Raw genomic sequence first — 21317 nt, forward strand, 5'->3', positions numbered from 1 at the left:
AAGAAGAAAATGCTAGTTTTAAGTCGCAAACAAGCTGAGTCGATTGTCATCGGAAATGATATTCGCATCACGATCGAACGGATTAAAGGCAACCGAGTCGTTGTTGGAATCGCCGCCTCCGACGACGTTCCGATCCTACGCGGTGAGCTGATAGCCGACATCCAACGTCGCAAGAGCGAGTCCAGCGAACACGGCAACTCCTCCGCTAGCTCCCCCAATATCGCTGCCTACCCTGCTTGATTAAAGTTTGTCGCTGCGGAAGATTGCAACACGGTGTCGCAAATCTTGTTTGCCACGACCTTGTGCAGGGGCGACCATGTATTCGGAATCATCCGATTCGCGAAAGACGCTTGGTGATGTCGATGTCATCTACCACCAGGGAATCTACCACCTTTTTCATTTGGTGCTCCCGAACCACGACTACATCGCTCATGCAGTCAGCGACAATTGCCTGACTTGGCGGCGTGTCGAAAACGCACTGTTCATCGGTCACCCTGGTTCGTGGGACGATTCGATGCTGTGGACCATCCACGTCACTCCGGATCCCCATCGCTCGGGATCGTGGCGCATGTTCTACACCGGCCTGTCCCGCCGTGACCACGGACGCAAACAGCGAATCGGCCTGGCAAAAAGCGACAACCTTTATTGCTGGGACAAGTCTCCCGTCGCGTGGAGCGACCGACGCTCTGATCTGCCTTATGCGTTGCCCGGTCGCGCGGATCAACCGCCATTTCAATATGATGCCGAAAGCTGTTTTCCACTGGATCCGCCTGGTGAGTTTTACGAAACCGACACCGATATCGCTCGCGAGTGGGTGTCTTGGCGCGACCCGTACTATTACCGCGAAGGTGACCGAGGCTGGTTGCTTGCCGCCGGTCGCGTCAAAAATGGCCCGGTCGTCCGCCGCGGCTGTGTGGCGGCGATGGAGGAAACCGGACCGGATCATTTCGAAGCCCGTCCGCCGCTCCATCATCCTGGGCTTTACGATGATGTCGAAGTCCCCAATTTGTTCAAAATCGACAACGATTACTATCTAGTCGGCAGCATGCGGGAAGACGCCAAAATCCGCTATTGGCACACCGACAAGATTGGCAATCCGTGGCGAAGCCCTTCCGACAATGTGCTTCTAGCAACGGGCAACTACGCAGGCCGCGTCAGTGAAGATGACAATGGTTTTCTGTTGTGGAGTTTCTTTACGCCCAGCGGAAACGACCGAGTTTCCAACAACCTGATGCCACCCCCCAAACGTCTGGCTCGAAATCAAGCAGGCAACCTGGAAGTGCACTCCTTCGAAGGCTTCGACGCCCAGATCGATCGCGCCACCGACACGAGCGCCATCAGGGGCTTGCGATCCGGGCAGGCAACAACCGAAATAAGCCATCCGAGCACTGGTCATCTTCAGATCGGCTGCGACGGCGGCTATCAAATTTTTGCTCTCGAACACGAAGACATCAGCTGCTTCCGTGCGACCACCAGACTGAAGTTGCTTGATGGAGGAAAGTGCGGCCTCGTGTTGCGACTCGATCGCCAAACCCACGACGGCTACTATCTTTCACTGGATCTGCTCAAAGGCGTCGCGCAAATGCGTGCGTGGGGAAGCGGGCCGATGGGCAGCGGCGAAAACATGATGCAGTTTCGATCGCTCCAAGCCGGCTACTGGAATCAACAGTCGAGCGGTGAAGCAGAACTTAGTTTGCTGGCGTACGGAAGCTACTTGGAGTTATCGATCGATCGAAACGTGGTGCTCTCACTCGCCGACCAAACTTTTAGCAGCGGCGCCTTCGGATTTTATGTCGAAAGCGCAACGTTGCGAGTCGAGGACCTAGCAGTCAACCACCTGCAGCCCCCCGCACAGTCGGATGAGCATCTGGCAAACGGATAACCCAACGGTGCGACTGCTCGAGATCAAGCGGACTGATTTTGACCTATTCGCAAAGCTTATCCCCGAGATGATTGCGGTGGGATCCGATCAACTCCAGCATCACCGTCAGTCGGCAGGCATCGACGGGCTTTGGCAAAAAGAAGGTTCGGCTCATCGCGCCGATGCGTTTCGAAAAATTGGACGTTTCCACACTACTGATGACAATGGCAGGAATCCCTGCGATCGCCGGGTCCTTGGATCGGCGAACCGCTTCCAACAGTTCAAGCCCCGACCACCGCGGCATCTCGTAGTCGGTCACTAACGCATCGAAGCCGCCGTCACTCAATTTCCCCCACGCTTCGAGCCCGTCAGCGGCAACCACGACCTGGCTGCCCTGCACACGCAAAACGGTTCGCAGCAAAATGCGATTCGCGCGGTCATCGTCAACGACAAGCACTCGAGCCGGGAACGGTGCCGGCCGGTTTTTCGTGTCGTTGGCTGGATGCATGCTCAATTTCTCCACTGACGATGGGTGATCGAACAATTACCTACGCAATCAGTGCGCCAATGACACCAACGGAGAACCCAGCTGCCATTTTCAGCTGCAAATTTCGCGGAGACCGAAGCGTTCTACTGGTCGTTAGCTATCTGACAGCACCTGCAAAATCCTTGGCGAGAACGGAATGCAGCCGAGCAGAGTTTTCGGTTCCGGCCTGCAGGGCGAACCGCCGTCCAGCGAGCTGAAATCGACCATGGTGGTGCCGATCAAACCGGCGTCGCTTGCGACGATCACGTGGTCTGTGCTCAACACGGGGCATGCTCGCCGCGGTGAATGGTGGCCGAAAACCCCCGTAGCGAATAACTAGCTTTCACCTCTTGAACCCCGCGTTTCACTCGGCTAGCTTTTTGAGAACGATTATCAGTAACCCTTGTTTTCGACGAAGCAGCAAGCCAATCGCCTTCTTCGGCGCTCTAGCCAGCCACGCTCAATCTCCCCACGGCAACCACCCTGCCTTGGCTGATCCACTATCCGTGCGCCCCTCATAGCTAGAGCCCAAAAAATGCCCGTTTCGTGTATTCCTGCGCTAATTCGTCGCCATCTGTCGACTTATTCTCGCGCCCCCATCAAATCTGCTGCCCAAACAACTGCTGCCCGAACAAACGCCGGCCCACTGACCGCCTCCCATTTGATTGCGGACCAGCCACGGCGGACCAAACAAGACCGCCCCGGCTTTACCCTGGTCGAACTGCTTGTCGTGATTGCGATCATCGGGATTTTGGTAGGCCTACTGCTGCCCGCCGTTCAATCTGCCCGCGAGGCTGCCCGGCGTATGTCCTGCAGCAACAATATGCGTCAGATCGGTTTGGCTCTTCACAACTACGCGTCGGCTTACAAAGAACAGTTTCCCAACGCGGGATACGACGGCATCGGCTACCTGAATGATTACTCGCCGCAAGCGAAGCTGTTGCCATTTCTGGAACAGCAAAATCTGAGCAACTTGATTGATTTCGATATTCAGATGGGGCACCCGGCCAAAGCCGATCTGCCGACCGCACTTCACGAAGCCGCCGCGACGATCGTGCCCACGTTTCTGTGCCCCAGCGATCCTGAATCTGCGAATCATTCATTGACATTGCCGTCGGGTGCCGAAATTCAGATCGCCGGGACCAACTACGGAATGAATCACGGCAGTGGGATGGACGGCAGTTTTCACCCTGTCTACGCCGGCGACGGTCTTTGCTGGGCCAACGCCAGGATCCGCTTTGCATCGATCCTGGACGGGACCAGTAACACGCTTGTATTTGCCGAAACCATTCGCGGCCCCGGAAGTGAAATGGCGAATCTGCCCAACAACTTGGCGACGTCGCAATCGTATCGTTCAACGCAAATCCCAAGCGATTACTTGGCCCAAATCGACTCCGATGACTACGAATCGATTTTTGCAGCAACATCAACCTGGAATGGTGCTCGGCACGAATACTGGCTCCGCGGCACGGTCCCAAGTGGTCCACTGCTGGTCGGACGTTTGCCACCCAACTCGCGGGTGCCGGATTTCAACTATCGCTCTTCCAAAATCAATTCAGCACGAAGCCGCCACACGGGAGGCGCGATGGCCGTTTTCGCTGACGGAAGCGTGCACTTCGTCACCGATTCCATTGACCGCGAAGTTTGGCATGCCAGCTGGACTCGCCACGGAAATGAAGTGGAGACGGTGACGTCGTAATGAGTTCTGCCATTCCGTCGAACCAGTCACCGACATCGCAGAAACAGCTGAAACGCAAGCGTCGATCGATTTGGTTGCGGTTTCTGATTCACTCCCACTGGATGAGTTCCGCGATCAGTTTGGTGGGCATCGTTTTGTTTGCCATCACCGGCATCACGCTGAACCATGCCAGCCAGATCGAAACCGAACCAACCATCGTGAATCAGGTCAGCGACCTGCCCACGCGATTGCAACAAGTCGTTAGCGATTCAAGCCACGACGAATCAGCGCTAGTCCCGCCAGAGCTTTCGGCTTGGCTGGCCGACCAATTCGACGTGTCCACCGCAGACCGACCGGCCGAATGGTCCGACGACGAAGTTTACATTTCGATGCAGGGTCCGGGCAGCGACGCCTGGATCGCGATTGATCGCCACACCGGCGACGTCGAATTTGAATCCACCAGCCGCGGCTGGGTTGCTTATTTCAATGACCTCCACAAAGCACGGCACACTCCCGCGGCATGGGTCTGGTTTTTGAATGGATTCGCAGTGGCAACGCTGGTGTTTTGTCTAACCGGTTTGCTGTTGTTGTACGAACGCGCCGGCAAACGCCGATCGACTTGGCCGCTCGTCGGCTTGGGTTTGATCGCGCCCTGGATTTTGATCCTGATTTTTATCCACTGAGAACACACATGAAACAAACAACCCTATTGGCGTTGATCTTCGCCACGTTGACGATCCCCACGCCGATGTTCGGCGGAGCGATGTTCCCTGCATCGGGTACCGCCACGGCAGCCGAACCAGAACCGCGAATTCAAGTCTCGATCGCAATCCCAAGATTGAAAGTCTCTGATATACCACCGCCCCTACGTCGCGGTTTGGATTCAGGACAAAGACCGAAACGTCGTCGCGAACTTGGCCGCTTGGTATCAGCTGACCGGCGGCCGCGAAGGCGCCGGAACCAAATGGCTTCCCGACCTGCGGCAATGGTGGCGACGCAGTGGCCGCCGGCTGGAGCTTCCCGTCGACGGTGTTTCCGCTGCCACACGTCCGGCAGGCAAACACACCCTCCAGTTCGCCAGCGACGACAAGCGGATCGCGGCACTGAAACCAGGCGACTACGAATTGGTGGTCGAAGCGGCACGCGAAGTCGGTGGACGCGAACTGTTGCAGATTCCGTTTTCATGGCCCGCGACAAAAACAGTTACGCAAACCCAATCCGGCAAGACCGAACTAGGCGACGTCTCGCTGACGATCCACTGATCCAACCCTTTGCCCTGCGGTTGCTGCACTGCCCTCAATCGCTCATCCACACTCCCACCAAAATAATCCCACTCAATTTCTCTGGAGAAACCTGATGTCTCGATTTTTACTTTCTGCTCTGTTGATCGCCTGTTTCGCAACGGCCAGCTTTGCCCACAAAGTCTGGCTGCGTCCATCACAAACTCAGTTGTCCGGCGCCGAACCTTGGGTGACCGTCGACGCCGCAGTGTCGAACGATCTGTTTTATTTTAATCACTTTCCGCTCAGGCTGGACGGCCTGACCATTACGGCTCCCGATGGCAGTCCTGCCAAAAGCGAAAACCAATCGGTCGGCAAATACCGCAGCGTTTTTGACGTGCAACTGGCTCAACGAGGCACCTACCGAATTGCGTTAGTCAATCACGGTGTTTTTGCCAGCTACGAATTGGACGGGCAGCGAAAACGCTTTCGCGGCAGCGCTGCGTCACTGGAAAAAGAAATCCCCGCTGGCGCCACCAACCTGCGGGTCACCAAGAGCCTGGAACGCATCGAAACGTTTGTCACCAACGGCGCACCGTCCACTGAATCACTTAAACCAACCGGCAAAGGCGTCGAACTGATTCCCGTCACTCACCCCAACGACCTGTACGCAGGCGAGGACGCAACGTTTCGCTTGTTGGTTAACGGCGAACCGGTCAAGGGATTGGAGATCGAAATGATTCTTGGCGCGACACGTTACCGAAATGCCCAAGACGAAATGCATTTGACGACCGATGCCGACGGCCAGTTCACCGTGACACTGTCCCAACCCGGCATGTACTGGTTGGAAACGAGCACCGAAGACGATCGAACCACGGTCGCGAAAGCCAAAACCCGTCGACTGAGCTACGCAGCGACCCTGGAAGTCTTGCCGCAGTAGCCATAGTCGCGTCGACTGATCAGATGCAAAACGCTGTCTTCGCCAAACGAGGACAGCGTTTTATCCAGCACGACTCAGGTTCGAAGTCGGCGCAAACGATCCGATGGCCGATTGGCCCAGTTCGCTTCGACCAGTTCGCTTCGACCAGTACGCTTCGACCAACTCGGGACGACGCGATCGCGTTAGCTATCTGGTTGGGCGCATTAGCTTCCTGGTTGGGCAATGACGAGGTCATCGACGACGTTGCCGTCGACCAAGTGATCTTGGATGATTCGTTCGATGGCGTCGGGGGTACAGTGGCCGTACCAAATCCCATCGGGCATCACCGCCATGATCGGACCGCTGCGACAAATGCCGATGCAGTCCATCTTGATGCGAATCGCGCCGCCTTTGCCGTCCAGCTTCAGCTCCTTCAATCGGCTCTTGAGATACTTCCACGACTGAGTCATTTGTTTCGCACTGGCGCATTTCGACGTCTTGCGATCCATGCAAAAGAGAATCGTCCGCGATTGGCTCAATCCGAGCTTGTCGCACTTTTTGCGGGCCGATCGGAGGTTGGTCTCACCCAATGTCGTTTCGCCTAGAAAGTTGAGGTGGTGATGGTATTGACGATTTCTTCGCTGCAACTAGACTGTTGCTGTTGAGAACCATTGTCAATAAGCGAGACGGGTGCTTCAAGTGCGAAAAGAAACGATTCTGAATGTCTTTCCGGGTGCCGATCACAACCATCGGTTGGTCGTCGCGATTGAGCAGATCAACAACGGCCCGAGCAACTTGATGCTACGTCAGGAGACGTTTACGCCTGATGTTGGATGGTTTGTGCAGAGCCAATTGCCGATCGAACCCTGCCAAGTCACCGGCTTGAAGATGGCATTAGCGGCGAGTCCGTCAAAGCCACAGCGATCCCCTATCGCTCCCACCGCCACTCAAGCAGTGGACGCAGCACCAGCAACGATCCTGCAATTTGGCGACGCTTTGGCCAGCCAAGCGGGCTAAGAAAAGAATCTTTGGTGGGGCAGCCCTCGTTGGAACCGGCGAGGCAATGGTGCCCCTCGCTCTCAGCCGGAAGTTTCTTTATTGCGGGCTCGACGATTAGCTCAATCTGACCGCCCCATTTTCCACGCCCCCGGCCGCTTACGCGCCACGGCTCACGATGCCGACCGTTGGGACGGCCGGGATCGCTTACCGGGTTCTGTGATCGCAAGCGGGGCGGATGCCCAGACGGCTGATTACTAGACAGATGCTACGCGGTCTTTTGCGATGATTTGGCACCGGCCGCTGCGCCTTCGGAATTGCGAAGCAGTTTGGTGTACTCGTCGACGCCATCTTGCTCTTCGGTCAAAATGTCTTCCAAGAAGATGACAAGCGCTTTGTTGCCTTCTGCCATGTCGATAGCCTTGCTGTACATTTCGACGGCTTTGGCCTCGAATGCCAGGCTGAACTGCAGGACTTCTTGCAGGTCACGTGACTGCTTGACTTCGTTACGCGTTGCGACGGGAACTCCGCCCAACGCGACGATTTTGTCGCCGACACGCTGTGCATGGCCGAAGGACTCTTTCGCGTCGGCCAAAAACTTCTCGGCGTACACTTCTCGCCAGACGCCTTCGACGATGAAACCAGCTTGCGAGTACTGCGCAACGCCAGTCCATTCGTGTTTCAGGATTTCGTTGAGGTGATCGATGATGGCTTGGTCTACCATTGGATTTCTTTGTAGATGGTTCTGGGTAAGGTGTTCAATCAAGCAACGATATCGCATTGACAACCGCGCCAAAAGGTCAGACTCAGGGCAGTTGCGTGATTTGTGGCATTCAAGGGTGATGTTGAAACCGGCTCTCATTTGCAAGTCCGATCGCAACCTGGTGAATCATCGTCGTCGGATTGATGCAAGTGGGGCCAACGCAATCAGATAACGGGCACCTGTTCGCAGACCAAGATCAGTATGCGGCAGCCAGCGATTGACGACTTAGCATGCCTTTGCTTGCTAGTGACCAACCGGCAGACGGTTGCGGATGATCTTGGTTGTGGGGTCGCCGGGCATGATTGTGTCACACCACATTTCATTCTCGAAGACGTAGCGAACTTGAATGGCCTCGGCGTCACCAGCGGCGAACGCGGCAGCGGCTTGTGCCAGCGTGACGGTGGCGTCGGTCGCGGTTGATTTCATTTGAACGTGCTGGACATCGGCACCCTCGGACAGGTCGGCGAACAACTGCATGACTTGATCCTTGGCCCATTCGGCTTGCAGGATTTCGGGAAGCGGCTCGTTGTTTTCGAGGTCTTCCAAGGTCAGTTTCTTGGCTGTCATTCGCTGGGTAATCCGGGACGTGAGAAGGCGGGCATCAGCAAGATGGCGTTTTCCGGCGCGGGGCAAACGAAGCGGCACACGCCGCAGCCTGTGCAGGTATCTTGGTCGATCGTCGGTTTGCCGTCGGTGACAGCGATTACACCTTTGACGGGGCATCGTTCGCTGCAAACGGTGCACGTGGTGTGATGATGGGCGAGACACAAGTGCTCGGTGACCTTGGCGGTTCCCATGATTGGTGGGATGGAGGCAACCAGCACGCCAGGTTCACACGATACAATGCAGGGAAAGTCTTCGCACATCATACAGGCGTTTGTGTCGGCTTCGATGACCGGTGTGCCTACAACGCTGCCAAGTCGATTGGGTGCTTTGACGATGGCGTCGTAAGGACAGGCCGTCATACAGTCACCGCATTGGGTGCAGCCGGCCAAGAATTGAGACTCGTCGATCGCACCGGGCGGACGATGCACGGGAATCGATCGCGCGAACGGTTTGCCGGTCAAGTTCGTCGGCGCGACCGGGTCGATGTTGATGCCGCCGATGCTGCGTGGCGGTTTCGTCGGCGGCTGTCCAGATTGGAATTCGTCCGCCTGGAAGTCAGGCAACCTTGTCACCAAACGCGGGAAACGCGAGGGCGGGATCAGCTTCCACAGCCGCCCTTGCAGCAAAGCACGACGGCTCTTGGATGGCGGCGCTGGCTTGAAAAGAAAAACAAACGCCGAAATGGGCCAGCGGAGAGCCGCAGAGAAAACCTTGTGTACCACGGTAGCATTGTCGACCTTGCTACCATCGGTGCCTTTGCGACTCTCACGGCTCTGCGTCAATTTCTTGCCCCGCTCACTTCGCAACCACTTCTAAGGGCGGCAACATCGGAACTGAATCTGCGTCGGGCATTTGATCGAGCGACGCCGACGGGGCGTGGCATTGGGTGCAATTGGTTCGCCAAGGGTGCGTCGACTGCATTCCGGCCCATCCATTCGGTCCACCGTGACAGGCACTGCAATTCTGTCGCATCCACTGCGAATGAGGGATCGTGGGCGGCGCCCCCTGGTACGCTCGCTTGCCCTGTTTCGGTGCCGGCAAACCCACAAAGCTGGTTTGGACCGTGGCGTCCAAACTGCGAAACGGTGTCGGTGCCATCGGGGCGTGACACTGAACGCAATTGCCCAAAAATTCATGCGACATCACACTGGCTTTTAAGCCCGCCATCTTCACACCATTGCCGTGGCAAGCGTAACACGCCGCATCGGTGGTGTTCTCTACCGGATGAGCAATGACGGGCGGCGCGCCGTTGAAAGCTCGACGCGACGCACGCAGCTTGCTCGATGCCTCCTTCTCTGCTTCGCTTTGTTCAAATTTCGTGTAAAGATCGTACTGCGGTTTTGAAAGTGTTTGCGACATCGACTGCCAAGCCTTGGTAGGCCCCATCGGAGTGTCGGCGATTTGAGAGTAGGAAACCGCGGGGATCAGCTTGGGATTCTTCTGGATCGTTTCGTGGTCCAACTGTGCGACCATTGCCGTGTCAAGCATCCCGTCAGGTTGAGGGACACCCTGCCCCAGACCAACGAAAAAACCAACCACCGCGACCGCGATCACGACGGACAGAAAAATGGTAGTCAGTCGGTTCATGACTGACCTCCGACCTTTTTCACCACCCGAACAGCACACTTCTTGTAGTCGGGTTGTTTGGAAAACGGATCGTGTGCTTCGAGTGTGCAGTTGTTGATCAGTTTGGTTTCGTCAAAGAACGGAACAAAGATCGTGCCGCGTGGCGGTCGCCCACGGCCGTCGATCCAAACCGGCAAATCACATACACCCCGCCGGGATTCAATGGTGACGAGTTCGCCTTGTCGGATGTTGGCCGCCTGGGCGTCTTCCATGTGCATTTCGACATACGCCGTCGGCATCGCGCGACTTAGCTGCGAGACGCGGCGGGTCATCGTACCGGTATGCCAATGTTCAAGCACTCGTCCCGTACACAGCCACATCGGGTAGTCCTCGTCCGGCATCTCTGGCGGTGGCTGGTATTCGTGGAACCAGATTTGGGCGCGACCATCGTTGGAAGACGAGTGATAGAAATCAAACTCCTGGCCTGCTTTTACAAATGGATCGTCAAACCCAGAGAACCGGAATCGTGTTTCTCGCCAAGAACCATCGTCCTGCTCGACGACCGGCCAGCGCAACCCGCGAGCCTTTACGTATACATCGTACGGTGCAAGGTTCTTGTGCTTCATGGTTGTAAACTGGCGATACTCCTCGAACAGATGTTTGTCCACGTTGGTATCGTAGTAATGATCGAATTCCCAAATCGGAATCTCTTTACCAGCTTCGTCTTTGACCGCGAAAATAAATTCGCCGTCTCTGTCTTTCATTCCTTCGTAACCCATCTCGAACAACTTATGCGCGATCGCGATCGTCATCCAAGTGTCGTCGCGAGCTTCGCCAGGTGGATCGACCATTTTGAACCACTGCTGAGTCCTCCGTTCGCTGTTGCCGAACATGCCGTTCTTCTCGACCCACATTGCGGCAGGCAGAATCAAGTCAGCTAGCTCGGTCGTCGCAGTCGGATAGACATCGCTGACAATCAAGAACTTGTCTTTCAGATCTTTCTTGCTATTAAACAGCTCGTTCAAATTCGGCAGCGTCTGGCCAGGGTTGGTGACTTGCACCAGCATGGTCGTGATGTCACCGCCTTCCGTCGTCGGCTTGGTGAACTGCTCGAACATCTTCACCGTGTGATAGCCCGGAACTTCGCTGATGCTTCCTTCGCGAACATTCCAGAACCCTTCGCTTTGTTCGCGGTGCTCCGGCTTGGCAACAACGCGGCCGCCCGGTAACGCATGAGCCAATGTGCCGACTTCGCGAACCGTACCGCAAGCCGACGGTTGACCGGTCAGACTGGTCGGCGCGTCGCCGGGACGACCAAAGTGACCTGACAACAGGTGAACGCCGTGGACCAGCGAATTGATGGCCGTCCCCATCGTGTGCTGGTTCATGCCCATGCACCACAGCGAAGTGATACGAATGTCGTGATTGCCAAACAAATCGGCCAACATGCGAATCTTATCCGCCGGAACACCCGACAATTCTTCGACGTGCTCGGGGGTGTATTTAGCGATCCGTTTGCGGAAATCGTCTTCGCTGATTGTTTCGCCTTGCAGTGTCGGCGATTCAGCTTGGGCACCGCGAAAGCTGCAGTGCTTCTCGACAAACGATTTGTCGTAGTTGTCGTTTTCGACCAGCAGGTGCATGATACCCAATGAGATCGCAACGTCGCCGTGCGGTTTCATCTCCAAATAATCGTTGGCCGCATCGGTGGTACGTGTTCGACGCGTACCAATGTCGATCAGACGGACGTTTTCGCCACGCGAACGCCTGTCCGTTACTCGCGAAAACAGCACCGGGTGCATCTCAGCCGGATTGTTGCCCCAGGTGATTAGCACGTCACATTCGTCAAGATCTTGGTAACAACCGGCCGGTTCATCGACGCCGTAGGTCGCAAGGAACCCGGTCACAGCCGACGCCATGCACAACCGTGCGTTGGGGTCGATGTGGTTGTTGCCCAGCCCGCCCTTCATGAATTTTTGTGCCGCGTAGCCTTCGGGAATCGTCCATTGACCTGATCCGTAGAACGCAAACGTATCGGGCGAATCAAAAATGCGTTGGGAAATCGTTTCGATCGCTTCGTCCCATTCGATTTCCGTCAACTTGCCATCTTTGCGAAGCAGCGGTTTCGTCAACCGGTCTTTGCCGTACAGAATCCCGCCGACATGGTAACCCTTGACGCACAGCAATCCTTTGTTGACATCGGCCGCCTTATCGCCAGCGACTGCAACGACACGGCCGTCTTCGACACCGACTTGAACGTGGCATCCAGTTCCACAAAAACGGCACGGAGCTTTATTCCATTCCAAGCCCTCACCGGTCGGCAGGTCGCCGACGCCTTGATCCGCATGAACGACCGGCAACGACGTGCTGCCCGCAACCATGGAACCGGCGGCTGCCATCGCAGCTGTTTTCAGGAGGGCTCGTCGATCAGTATTCATCTTCGGTTCCTTGGGGATGGATCGTCTTCGTTGTCTTTATCAAACGCGACCATGGCGACGGCCAAGTCAATTACTCCAGGCAACGCTTGGACCGTGTTCCAAATTTCTTGATCGCGGTTTTGGGTTCCACTGTCCACGACAATCGCAAGCTTACTGCCGCTGGCTTGACCTAGATCAATTTCGGGAATCACGCGAAGCGATTCGATAGCATCGGCGTGGTTTTCCAACGACGACGCAAATGTGACAACGAGTCCGCTGATTGGCACTAGGTTTGCTTTGTAAATTGCGGTCAGGAAGTTGAAAGAGTGAGGTTTCGCCAACCTGCACATGAGTGTATACATTGTGCGTCGACAGTGAAACCTCATTTAGGATAGAAATTCATGCTGCGAGTTGCCAACTTGCTCTTCGCCGGCGTGGTGTGCTTGGCCGTCGCGATGATCTTTGTCGTGGTGAACCGATCAGGACAACGCGATGATTCGCGCATCACGCATGACGCTTTGGCTGAGCATGACGTCGTGGCGAAAGTTGCACCGATCGATTCTCAGGCGGATGGTACTGGCCAGGAGTTTCAGCCAGGCAGTGATGCGCCCAGGGTCTCGACGACTTCCGCCACGCAACACCCGATCATCATTCGTAAACCTTCCGGCCCACCGCGCATCGAACTGGCGGGCACCGATCCGCAAGGCCGAATCGGCAGCGTTGCTTGTTCGACCTGCCACCACGTTCGCAAGCCGAACCTTGAAAACAAATCGCCCGCGACGCTGGATGAGTTTCACCAAGGCATGACATTCAATCACGGCAGTATCGCTTGCTACGCCTGCCACAACCCCGCCGACTCCGATGCACTGCGACTGGCCGACGGCACTAAGGTCGCTTACGAAAATGTGATGACACTGTGCTCGCAGTGCCACGGCAAGCAAGCCGAATCGTTCGCCCACGGCGCCCACGGCGGCATGAATGGTCACTGGGATTTGACTCGCGGCCCACAGATGAAGAACAACTGCATCGACTGCCACGATCCCCACGCTCCCAGCTACCCCAAGATGATCGTCGGTTTCAAACCGAAGGATCGCTTCAACGGACCTTTATCCGACGACCATCACCACGAAGGAGCGGAATCGCATGACGACCACTGAACCGACCACGAATCCATCGCTCCCCGTCCTCGAAAACTTTAGCCGTCGCGCCGCCGTCAAAGCCGGTTTTGCGACCTTGGGTGCTGGTGCGTTCGCTGCCGCGATTTCGCCACTACGGCAAGCCGCCAAGAACACCTCGGCGGCTGAGTTCATGCAAACCCACTACACCGAACTTTCGCCCGAGCAAAAAGCCGATGTACTGGCGCGACTTGAAACCGAAACAAAAGAGAAATACAACGCCGAAGTCACGATCGCCGACGACCGACCGATCCCCGGCACCAAATTTGTTTACGCGATCAATCTGAGTGTTTGCAACGGTAACGGCAAGTGCGTCGAAGCTTGCCACAAGGAAAACAATCACGACCGCGACACCAACCAGTCGTACATCCGCGTCATCGAAATGCCCAAAGGCACGATGGACATGGAACAAGGTTCGACGACCTATTCCGGCGCGGTCCCCAAGGACGACAAGTTCTATCTGCCCGTGCAGTGCCAACAATGCGACGAACCACCCTGTGTCGACGTGTGCCCGGTGAAGGCAACGTGGAAGGAAGAAGATGGAATCGTCGTGGTCGATTACAACTGGTGCATCGGTTGCCGGTACTGCGAAGCGGCGTGCCCGTACCATGCGCGGCGTTTCAATTGGAAGAAGCCCGAAGTGCCAGCCAAGGAATTGAATCCCGACCAAAGCTATCTGAGCAATCGAATTCGTCCGGTCGGCGTCGTCGAAAAATGCACTTACTGCTTGCACCGCACCAGACGCGGCAAGTTGCCAGCATGCCTGGAAGCCTGCCCGACGGGCGCTCGCGTCTTCGGCAACATCCTGGACCCGAATTCCAACATCCGCTGGATTCTGGAACACAAACGCGTCTACATCCTCAAAGAAGAACTCGGTACCAAACCGGCATTCTTTTACTATTTCGACTAACCCCCTCGTAGCGGAATTCGCCATGAGTTTCGGCCTTGCAACAAGTTCATCGAAAGTCTTGACGACATTCGCTACAGAGAACTGACATTATGAGCAGCAGTCCCGCCAAAGAATCGCACATCACGAGTTACCCAAAGTTCATCGGGCGTTCGTTATGGCTTGCCACCGAAGGATCGTTCGCGTTCTACGCGTGGATGACGATGCTGACCGCGCTGTTCCTAGTCGGCGCCAATGCTTGGGCCAACCAAGTCGCCGGTGGCATGATCGGTACAAACATGACCGACCAAGTTTCGTGGGGCCTGTACATCGCTAACTTCACGTTCATGGTCGGATTGGCTGCCGGCGGTGTGATGATGGTCATCCCCGCGTACTTGTACCACGACCGCAAGATGCACGATGTTGTCATCATCGGCGAACTTCTAGCCATCGCCGCCATCGTGATGTGCTTGCTGTTCGTTGTCGCGGACCTCGGTCGCCCCGATCGCTTTTGGCACATGATACCGGGCATCGGCAAATTCAACTGGCCGATTTCGATGCTAACCTGGGATGTGATCGTGCTGAACGGTTACCTCGTCCTGAACCTGCACATCTGCGGCTACCTGCTTTACATGCGGTTCCTCGGGCGCAAGCCCAACCCAACGTGGTACATCCCGTTCGTCATGCTGTCGATCGTGTGGGCCATCTCGATTCACACCGTCACCGCGTTCCTCTATTGCGGCCTGGGAGGTCGCCCGTTTTGGAACACCGCGCTTCTGGCTCCCCGCTTCCTCGCATCCGCGTTCGTTTCCGGGCCCGCGTTTATCATCGTTGCGATGGTGTTGATCAAGAAACTGTCCGGCGTCGCTGGCCTGGATCATCCGATCGCCACACTGACCAAAATCATTCGCGTCACGATCTTGATCAACTTACTGATGGTCGCGTCAGAATTGTTCACCGAGTTCTACACCGGCGGTTCGCACGTCAGTGCAGCCAAGTACTTGTTCTTTGGGTTGCACGGCAAAACCGCACTCGTTCCTTGGACCTGGACCGCGATCGGTTTGAACCTAACCGCGGCACTGCTGTTCCTGTGGCCGGGCCTGCTCAGTTTTCGCTGGCGACCGCTGCTGGTCGCTGCGTGCTGCATGGCATTCGTCGGTGCCTGGATCGAAAAAGGCATGGGCCTGATCATCCCCGGTTTCATCCCCAGCACGCTGCACGAAATTGTCGAGTACGTCCCGAGCCAACTGGAATGGAAAGTGACCGTCGGCATTTGGGCTTTCGGCTTATTGGTCTTCACCATCGCCATCAAGACGGCGCTACCAACGCTAAAGCACCCCGCTGAACACTGACGATCAAGATGAGAAGCCGAAATCTACGGACCAGAAGACGACGTTCTCAATTGCGGAGGGAAGCTTTCATTTCCGCGGCTGAAATGTTGCCGTCACCATTGGTGTCCATCTTGGCGAACATCCGTTCGGAATTGCTGACTGCTTCGGCGCGAGTCAGGATGCTGTCGCCGTCGTGATTGATTTCCCCAGAATGCCTTTTTGAAAATCCGCCCATCGCACTTCGTGAACGGTCTCCCGCATTCTCCCAAGGGCTACCTGGTTCGATGTAGGACGTCCCCACATCGATCAGATCCAGGAATTCACGCACTTGCTTACTGATGAATTCAGGGCCGTTGTCACTGCGAATGAACTGCGGTCTGCGTCGGATCGCGAACAGGTCAACTAACAAAGTGACAGGGTCGTCACCAGTGAACTTTCGATTCACCTCCAGGGCAATGCACTCGCGTGTGAATTCGTCGATCAACGAAAGGACCTTCAGCGAGCGGCCGTTGATCATCCATAGCGACCGCGGTTGCCAATATGCCAGCGAACACTTCCGCACATCTTTAAAGACAAATAGCTTCATTCAAAGCATGAGTCGACGCGGTAACTGCTACGACAATGCACCGATGGAATCATTCTTCAAAAGCTACAAAGTGGAAGAAGCCAATGAAATCTACGAAACGCATGAGCACGCGACTCGAGGCGTGTCAGACTACATCGAAGGGTTTTACAACTCAGTACGCAAGCACTCGTCGTTGGTGTAAACAACCGATCCCAGCCTGGCTTGTGAGAGTCAGCATTGGCTCTGGGATACGCAAACGCCATCAGACGAGTTGCTCCTCTACATCATTATCATTGAGAACGATCAGACCTACCTGAATATCACGTGCGCACTGAGCTGTTGCATCTGGCACGAATTGGACGCCCCCCCGAAAGGAGACTCGTCTTCCCTGTTTCTTTCGGCGATTGCATTTCGCAAATACGAAATGCGTTTACCAAACCGGCAGTCCGTCACTTTTGTTCCGCACCTTTCTTTCGACGTTGCAAATCCCCCGATCGGCTAAGCAGATCGCCGTTTCGGTCGTTGCTTTTCGCGATTGCGAAAGCTAGAGGAGTCTTTGATAAATGATTGTGTTTAGGACGCCAAAAGCTCTCTGATTTCCTGGTTTTAATCGAACCTCTTTTCCTTGTCCGGGGTTTGTAAAAGAACCCTGCGCTCTACCTTTAGGTTGCGAAGAAGACTTCGGCGTTTGTTCGCCAAAGCCACTGCCTTAACGATTGCCCCTCGGGTCAAATTGTTACTGAAATGCTGTTCAGGATTTTGAGTTCGCTGCGTGCCGCCTTTGCATTCTTGCACCCTGCCCATGAGTCTGAGTTGATGGAATCTGCATTGCCAAATCCGCCCGTAGGTCGGTGTGCCTAATGGCAGCACGGCGACGGCTGCGCCACACGAAACGGTCTGATGGAAAAACGTCCATCGCAGACCGGCAATTTAATGCGCCACCGATCGTGGAAGCATCAAGGGCTTCCGTGTCGGTTGGTCGCGCGCTGACCCTCGTTGTGATCGGCATGTTTATTGGGGCTGTTTTTTGCAGAGTAGCCAAGCCGATCTTTGCAGCGTCCAGCGTTTCCCAGGATTCGTCCGTTGATAGGCTATTGGTAACACAACAATTGGACTCGCTCTTCAATGTCGTCGAATCGAAGTTGCACGAGGATCCTTCGCATCTAGCTTCCTACCGAAAACTGTTGGATACCTATCTGCTGTACGACCGTCAGTACGTAGAACAGACGAGCGTCGATCCGACGACGCAACTTGCCAAAGCCTATGCCACCAGACGGATGGGGCATTGCTGCCAGGCGATCGAAGAGCTCGAGGATGCATCGCGATACTATCGGCAGTCTCGAGACCTGTTTGCGTCCTGCTTGGAAGCGGATCCTAATGTCATCGATCTGTATTCACTTTGGTTGAATGCTCACACGCAAATCGTTTATGTGGATCTTGCCCGCGGAGACATGCGTTCGGCAAATAAGGAGTACCGTACTGCGATTCGTGCGATTCAAGAATCAAAGATCGCCCAGAACTTTGATTATCACAAGTCGCTGATGTTAGAGCTTAAATCGCTCGCTGAACTTGGTATCGAACTGAAGCTCTACGCTGACGCCATGCAGGCTTCCGAACGGTTCGCGATTTCGGCCAATGTACTGAGGGACCGAACCCCGCAGGACCCTATTTTGGCTCAGCATGCCAGTGATGCTGAACTCTATCGAAAAATCTTGTCATCGTTGCTGCACCCACAGGAAAGTCCATGAGTACCAAATATTGGAAACGACATTTCTTTTCGCGTAGGTACGCGGCGTTAGCAATGATTGCTGTCGTCGTGTTGGCGATGAATAGCGCCATCGCTGGTCGAAACGGTAAGTATCCGGAAATGGAATTTTTGGCTCCAATCCCCACTCCGATTGGGATCTCGGGTCGCAAATTGTTCCGGCTTCGCAACGGCGAGTGTATCGTGATACGTCCCCCAATTGAATTTGTGAGTACAGAAGAACAGCAGCGCTACAGCGGCACCGACGAAGAAACCGAATTGGTGCCGCAGGTGCTTCCGCTTGACAGTCCTTGGCGCACCGACCCAAGTCGACCAGAAGATCAGACGACGTTTAACTGTGCCACCTTCGCAATCGGCGACGTGATTGGACTATCACGTGCTGATTTCTTAGAACCGCGAGCAGTGGGTTTTACGAATGGGCAGAATCCGGCTCACATCCTGCTGCAAGAATTCTATGACCGACTGGCGACATATCCGGTAGCCGACGTCGACTGGTCCGAGCTCGATAAGCTTGAATCGTTAATTGACGATGATGTCGTTGTGTTCGCCAATCATGGCTCTGACGAAGCTTATATCCATCTGGGAAAAATTTCCAAGTCGAATGGACGCAATCGAATGATCAGCAAGATGGGCCGAGGTCCGATCGTGCGAGGGACGATCGAGCGAACGGTGCAGGTCTATGAAGGCAGGTTTGACGAAATCCAAATCTACAGGCGACGCTGAATAGTCAACTTCGTCTCGCGAGAATGAGCATACCGTGAAAATCGCGTCTGCGATGCCAAACCCTAATTCCCTGGCGAACACAGCGTGAAGTACGAATCACGCTAGTTGGATTGAAACACGATACGACGCTGACTCACTCTCGAAAGCTACTAAGCCCTGCTAAGCAATCGCGATCGACGCGCACTGAGGCTACGGTCGCGGAGTTATCTCTTCTGGTCGCATACGGGGATTCGCACCGACGTGGTTGTGCCCCGACCTAGCTCTGAAGAAATCTGAAACGTTCCACCATGCGTTTCGATAATTTGCTCAGCGATCGATAGCCCCAGACCACTTCCACCTTGCTGCCGCGTCCTCGCCTTGTCGACACGATAGAAGCGTTTTGTGACACGCACCAATTCTTCTTCACTGATACCAATTCCGGTATCGCGAACGATCAACTCCGCAGTGGTTTCGCTTGCTTCGACCACAAGCTCCACACTGCCGTCGCGATGGTTGTACTCGATGCTATTCTTGAGAAGGTTGAGTACCGCACGCTCCAGCTGCTTGCGATCTCCCAATACCACCGCGGTCCCAAAGTCGCCTTCGAGCTTGACGTCGGCGTGCTCCGCTAGCGGACGCATCAGATCAATGCACTTCGCGGCCACAAGATCCAGACGAACCGGAGTGCGTATTGCCGGCTTTTCGCCTGCGTCAAGGCGCGCCAATGTCAGCAGCGAGTCAACGAGATCAGACAGCCGGTCGCCTGCCGAGGCACAGACTGCCAGAGTTTTGGCGTACTCCGCCGATGTCCGCTCTTTCTTGAGAGCCAGTTCAATCTGCGACTGAATGACGGCCAAAGGCGTGCGCAATTCGTGTGATGCGTCGGCTGCGAATTGCCGCTGCTGGTCAAACGATTGATCGACACGGTCAAAGGCTCCGTTGAGTATCGTCGCCAGTTCGCCCAGTTCCGAATCCGTCTCCACGACATCGATTCTGGGCGACATATCAGCAACGGAGAACCGGGACGCCGCGTCAGACATCGCTGAGATGGGACGAAGAACGGCGCGGGCGAGCCACCATCCGCCGAACAGCCCAGCCGACGAAATACATGTAGCAAACGCGATGATCTGAAACGCCAGACGACGAAGCTCTCCAAGCTCGGCGGTCAGGTCCCGCCCGACAAGGATTTGTGATCCCCGGGGCCCTACGATACGTACTTCACGAAGCGCATCACGCTGCTGGACGCTGAAGCCTGACCTCGCCATCGACTCCTGGAATTTGACCACGACATTCTCAGGCACCCGCGCGGAACGCAGCAGGCGACCATCGCTTAACCAGATGGCTAGGTAAGGTGGCAGCTTTCCGTCTTCGCGGTCGACATTCTCTCTTGGAAGCGACAGTCGTTGGTGACCATGCCGTGTAAGTATCGGAACGGGCGACGATTCTCTTGGGGCAGATGTGATGAAGGGAAATCCTCGCAGACTTCCGTCCAGCACACGGGCGGCGGAAAGTAGTTCAGCATCGATCGCATTAAGTCGTGCACGACGCGCTTGCAGAAACCACAAGGTACTCAGTCCGACAACGACACAAAACAGAATCGTGGCGTGCCAAAATTGAAGCCGCCAAGCAATGGATTTTGTAAAGTTGCGCACAGGTTGATAAAGGGACCGGTTCGATTTTTTGCCACCGACAACGACGTCAGGAGGAGCGTGGCGTTTCAACTATGTATCCGTGACCACGACGTGTCGTCACAAAGTCCTTCCCCAGCTTTTTCCGAATGTTGTAAATATGAACGTCGACCAGATTTGACAGGGAATCTTCATTCTCATCAAAGACATGGTCATACACCATGCTGCGGGAAACGAGGCTGCCTTGGTTCAACGCCAGCAGCTCGATGAGCGTGTATTCCCGAGCCGTCAGGTCTACCATCTGCCCCTCTTTCAATACGGTTCGCTTTGCCGTGTCGATAGTGACCCGGCCGATGACGATCTCTGTCGTCGCCTGCCCATTCGCTCTGCGAATGAGGGCTCGTATGCGGGCCGAAAGCTCGGCCAGCGAAAAGGGTTTGCAAAGGTAGTCATCGGCCCCGAGGTCCAGCCCCTTCACCCTGTCTTCGACACCATCTCGCGCGGTCAGGATCAACACGGGCGTTTCGTGCGATTTGCGTAGTTCTTGTAGAAACTCCCAGCCGTCGATATTGGGCAGCATCAAATCCAGCACAATGGCATCGTAGTTCCACTGCTTTGCCTTGATCAGCCCAATCTTGCCATCAGATGCCTCATCAACTGCGTAGTGTTCTTCACGCAATGACGTCGACACGGCATCTCGCAGTCCGGCTTCA

General features: G+C 55.4%; 23 protein-coding genes and 1 pseudogene. 13 read left to right on the top strand and 11 right to left on the bottom strand.

Annotated features, from left to right (window positions below; all coding sequences use genetic code 11):
* The first annotated feature begins 9 nt into the window (after nt 1-9).
* Both K239x_RS18615 and K239x_RS18620 read left to right on the top strand, forming a co-directional pair.
* Entirely contained in the window at nt 10-240 is a 231-nt protein-coding gene (locus tag K239x_RS18615; RefSeq protein ID WP_145419707.1) for a carbon storage regulator, read from the top strand.
* Nucleotides 241-316: 76 nt separating this feature from the next.
* Nucleotides 317-1882 (top strand): glycoside hydrolase family protein, encoded by a 1566-nt coding sequence (locus K239x_RS18620; protein WP_145419708.1) that lies wholly within the window; start codon nt 317-319, stop codon nt 1880-1882.
* Nucleotides 1883-1925: 43 nt separating this feature from the next.
* On the opposite strand, the gene K239x_RS18625 is transcribed toward K239x_RS18620, so the two are convergent.
* Complete coding sequence (locus tag K239x_RS18625) at nt 1926-2369, bottom strand: response regulator (protein ID WP_145419709.1); 444 nt, start codon at nt 2367-2369, stop codon at nt 1926-1928.
* Between the two features lie 553 nt (nt 2370-2922).
* On the opposite strand from K239x_RS18625, the gene K239x_RS18630 reads away from it, so the two are divergent.
* The 4 genes from K239x_RS18630 (at nt 2923) to K239x_RS18645 (ending at nt 6225) form a co-directional block, all read left to right on the top strand.
* The gene (locus K239x_RS18630) at nt 2923-4086 is read left to right on the top strand and encodes a DUF1559 family PulG-like putative transporter (protein ID WP_145419710.1); all 1164 of its coding nucleotides are present in this window, start codon (nt 2923-2925) and stop codon (nt 4084-4086) included.
* Complete coding sequence (locus K239x_RS18635; RefSeq protein ID WP_145419711.1) at nt 4086-4748, top strand: PepSY-associated TM helix domain-containing protein; 663 nt, start codon at nt 4086-4088, stop codon at nt 4746-4748. The genes K239x_RS18630 and K239x_RS18635 overlap by 1 nt, the downstream gene beginning before the upstream one ends.
* 198 nt (nt 4749-4946) lie before the next feature.
* Entirely contained in the window at nt 4947-5327 is a 381-nt protein-coding gene (locus K239x_RS18640) for a DUF2271 domain-containing protein (protein ID WP_473163594.1), read from the top strand.
* Between the two features lie 94 nt (nt 5328-5421).
* Nucleotides 5422-6225 carry a DUF4198 domain-containing protein gene (locus K239x_RS18645; protein ID WP_145419712.1) on the top strand — a complete coding sequence of 268 codons (804 nt, stop codon included), beginning with the start codon at nt 5422-5424 and terminating at the stop codon, nt 6223-6225.
* A gap of 203 nt (nt 6226-6428) precedes the next feature.
* Here the strand turns inward: K239x_RS18645 and K239x_RS18650 are convergent, their stop codons facing one another.
* Nucleotides 6429-6713: a (2Fe-2S) ferredoxin domain-containing protein gene (locus K239x_RS18650; protein WP_419189142.1), complete on the bottom strand. Its 285-nt coding sequence runs from the start codon at nt 6711-6713 to the stop codon at nt 6429-6431.
* Between the two features lie 190 nt (nt 6714-6903).
* On the opposite strand from K239x_RS18650, the gene K239x_RS18655 reads away from it, so the two are divergent.
* Nucleotides 6904-7221 carry a hypothetical protein gene (locus K239x_RS18655; RefSeq protein ID WP_145419714.1) on the top strand — a complete coding sequence of 106 codons (318 nt, stop codon included), beginning with the start codon at nt 6904-6906 and terminating at the stop codon, nt 7219-7221.
* Nucleotides 7222-7468: 247 nt separating this feature from the next.
* Here K239x_RS18655 and K239x_RS18660 read toward each other — a convergent pair whose 3' ends face one another.
* The 6 genes from K239x_RS18660 to K239x_RS18685 form a co-directional block, all read right to left on the bottom strand.
* The gene (locus tag K239x_RS18660) at nt 7469-7924 is read right to left on the bottom strand and encodes a ferritin-like domain-containing protein (RefSeq protein ID WP_145419715.1); all 456 of its coding nucleotides are present in this window, start codon (nt 7922-7924) and stop codon (nt 7469-7471) included.
* 282 nt (nt 7925-8206) lie between these two features.
* Entirely contained in the window at nt 8207-8530 is a 324-nt protein-coding gene (locus K239x_RS18665; RefSeq protein ID WP_145419716.1) for a hypothetical protein, read from the bottom strand.
* Nucleotides 8527-9351, bottom strand: coding sequence for a 4Fe-4S dicluster domain-containing protein (locus tag K239x_RS18670; RefSeq protein ID WP_419189143.1), 825 nt, complete (start codon nt 9349-9351; stop codon nt 8527-8529). The genes K239x_RS18665 and K239x_RS18670 overlap by 4 nt, the downstream gene beginning before the upstream one ends.
* 13 nt (nt 9352-9364) lie before the next feature.
* Nucleotides 9365-10156, bottom strand: a complete 792-nt coding sequence (locus tag K239x_RS18675) for a diheme cytochrome c precursor (protein WP_145419717.1) — start codon at nt 10154-10156, stop codon at nt 9365-9367.
* Complete coding sequence (locus K239x_RS18680; RefSeq protein WP_145419718.1) at nt 10153-12573, bottom strand: molybdopterin-dependent oxidoreductase; 2421 nt, start codon at nt 12571-12573, stop codon at nt 10153-10155. The genes K239x_RS18675 and K239x_RS18680 overlap by 4 nt, the downstream gene beginning before the upstream one ends.
* Entirely contained in the window at nt 12570-12839 is a 270-nt protein-coding gene (locus K239x_RS18685) for a chaperone NapD (protein ID WP_145419719.1), read from the bottom strand. Before K239x_RS18685 ends, K239x_RS18680 begins: the two co-directional genes overlap by 4 nt.
* Before the next feature lie 114 nt (nt 12840-12953).
* Between K239x_RS18685 and K239x_RS18690 the strand changes: the two genes are divergently transcribed.
* The 3 genes from K239x_RS18690 (at nt 12954) to dsrP (ending at nt 15965) form a co-directional block, all read left to right on the top strand.
* Nucleotides 12954-13709, top strand: a complete 756-nt coding sequence (locus tag K239x_RS18690; RefSeq protein WP_145419720.1) for a cytochrome c3 family protein — start codon at nt 12954-12956, stop codon at nt 13707-13709.
* A complete protein-coding gene (locus tag K239x_RS18695) occupies nt 13696-14637 on the top strand; it encodes a 4Fe-4S dicluster domain-containing protein (RefSeq protein WP_145419721.1) in 942 nt (313 codons plus the stop codon). Before K239x_RS18690 ends, K239x_RS18695 begins: the two co-directional genes overlap by 14 nt.
* Nucleotides 14638-14726: 89 nt before the next feature.
* Complete coding sequence (gene dsrP, locus K239x_RS18700; RefSeq protein WP_145419722.1) at nt 14727-15965, top strand: sulfate reduction electron transfer complex DsrMKJOP subunit DsrP; 1239 nt, start codon at nt 14727-14729, stop codon at nt 15963-15965.
* A gap of 46 nt (nt 15966-16011) precedes the next feature.
* Here the strand turns inward: dsrP and K239x_RS18705 are convergent, their stop codons facing one another.
* Nucleotides 16012-16530 carry a DDE-type integrase/transposase/recombinase gene (locus K239x_RS18705; RefSeq protein ID WP_145419723.1) on the bottom strand — a complete coding sequence of 173 codons (519 nt, stop codon included), beginning with the start codon at nt 16528-16530 and terminating at the stop codon, nt 16012-16014.
* On the opposite strand from K239x_RS18705, the pseudogene K239x_RS18710 reads away from it, so the two are divergent.
* The 3 genes and pseudogenes from K239x_RS18710 to K239x_RS18720 form a co-directional block, all read left to right on the top strand.
* A pseudogene (locus K239x_RS18710) lies at nt 16454-16705 on the top strand (integrase core domain-containing protein); the annotation flags it as partial. The gene K239x_RS18705 and the pseudogene K239x_RS18710 sit on opposite strands and share 77 nt — an antisense overlap.
* A gap of 913 nt (nt 16706-17618) precedes the next feature.
* On the top strand, nt 17619-18257 hold the full coding sequence (locus K239x_RS18715; RefSeq protein ID WP_145419724.1) for a hypothetical protein: 639 nt from the start codon (nt 17619-17621) through the stop codon (nt 18255-18257).
* Complete coding sequence (locus K239x_RS18720; RefSeq protein WP_145419725.1) at nt 18254-18997, top strand: hypothetical protein; 744 nt, start codon at nt 18254-18256, stop codon at nt 18995-18997. Before K239x_RS18715 ends, K239x_RS18720 begins: the two co-directional genes overlap by 4 nt.
* 203 nt (nt 18998-19200) lie before the next feature.
* On the opposite strand, the gene K239x_RS18725 is transcribed toward K239x_RS18720, so the two are convergent.
* Entirely contained in the window at nt 19201-20697 is a 1497-nt protein-coding gene (locus K239x_RS18725) for a sensor histidine kinase (protein ID WP_145419726.1), read from the bottom strand.
* Nucleotides 20675-21283: a response regulator transcription factor gene (locus K239x_RS18730; RefSeq protein WP_419189144.1), complete on the bottom strand. Its 609-nt coding sequence runs from the start codon at nt 21281-21283 to the stop codon at nt 20675-20677. The genes K239x_RS18725 and K239x_RS18730 overlap by 23 nt, the downstream gene beginning before the upstream one ends.
* Nucleotides 21284-21317: the final 34 nt, after the last annotated feature.

The sequence above is a fragment of the Stieleria marina genome, assembly GCA_007741555.1.
Classification (GTDB): Bacteria; Planctomycetota; Planctomycetia; order Pirellulales; family Pirellulaceae; genus K23-9.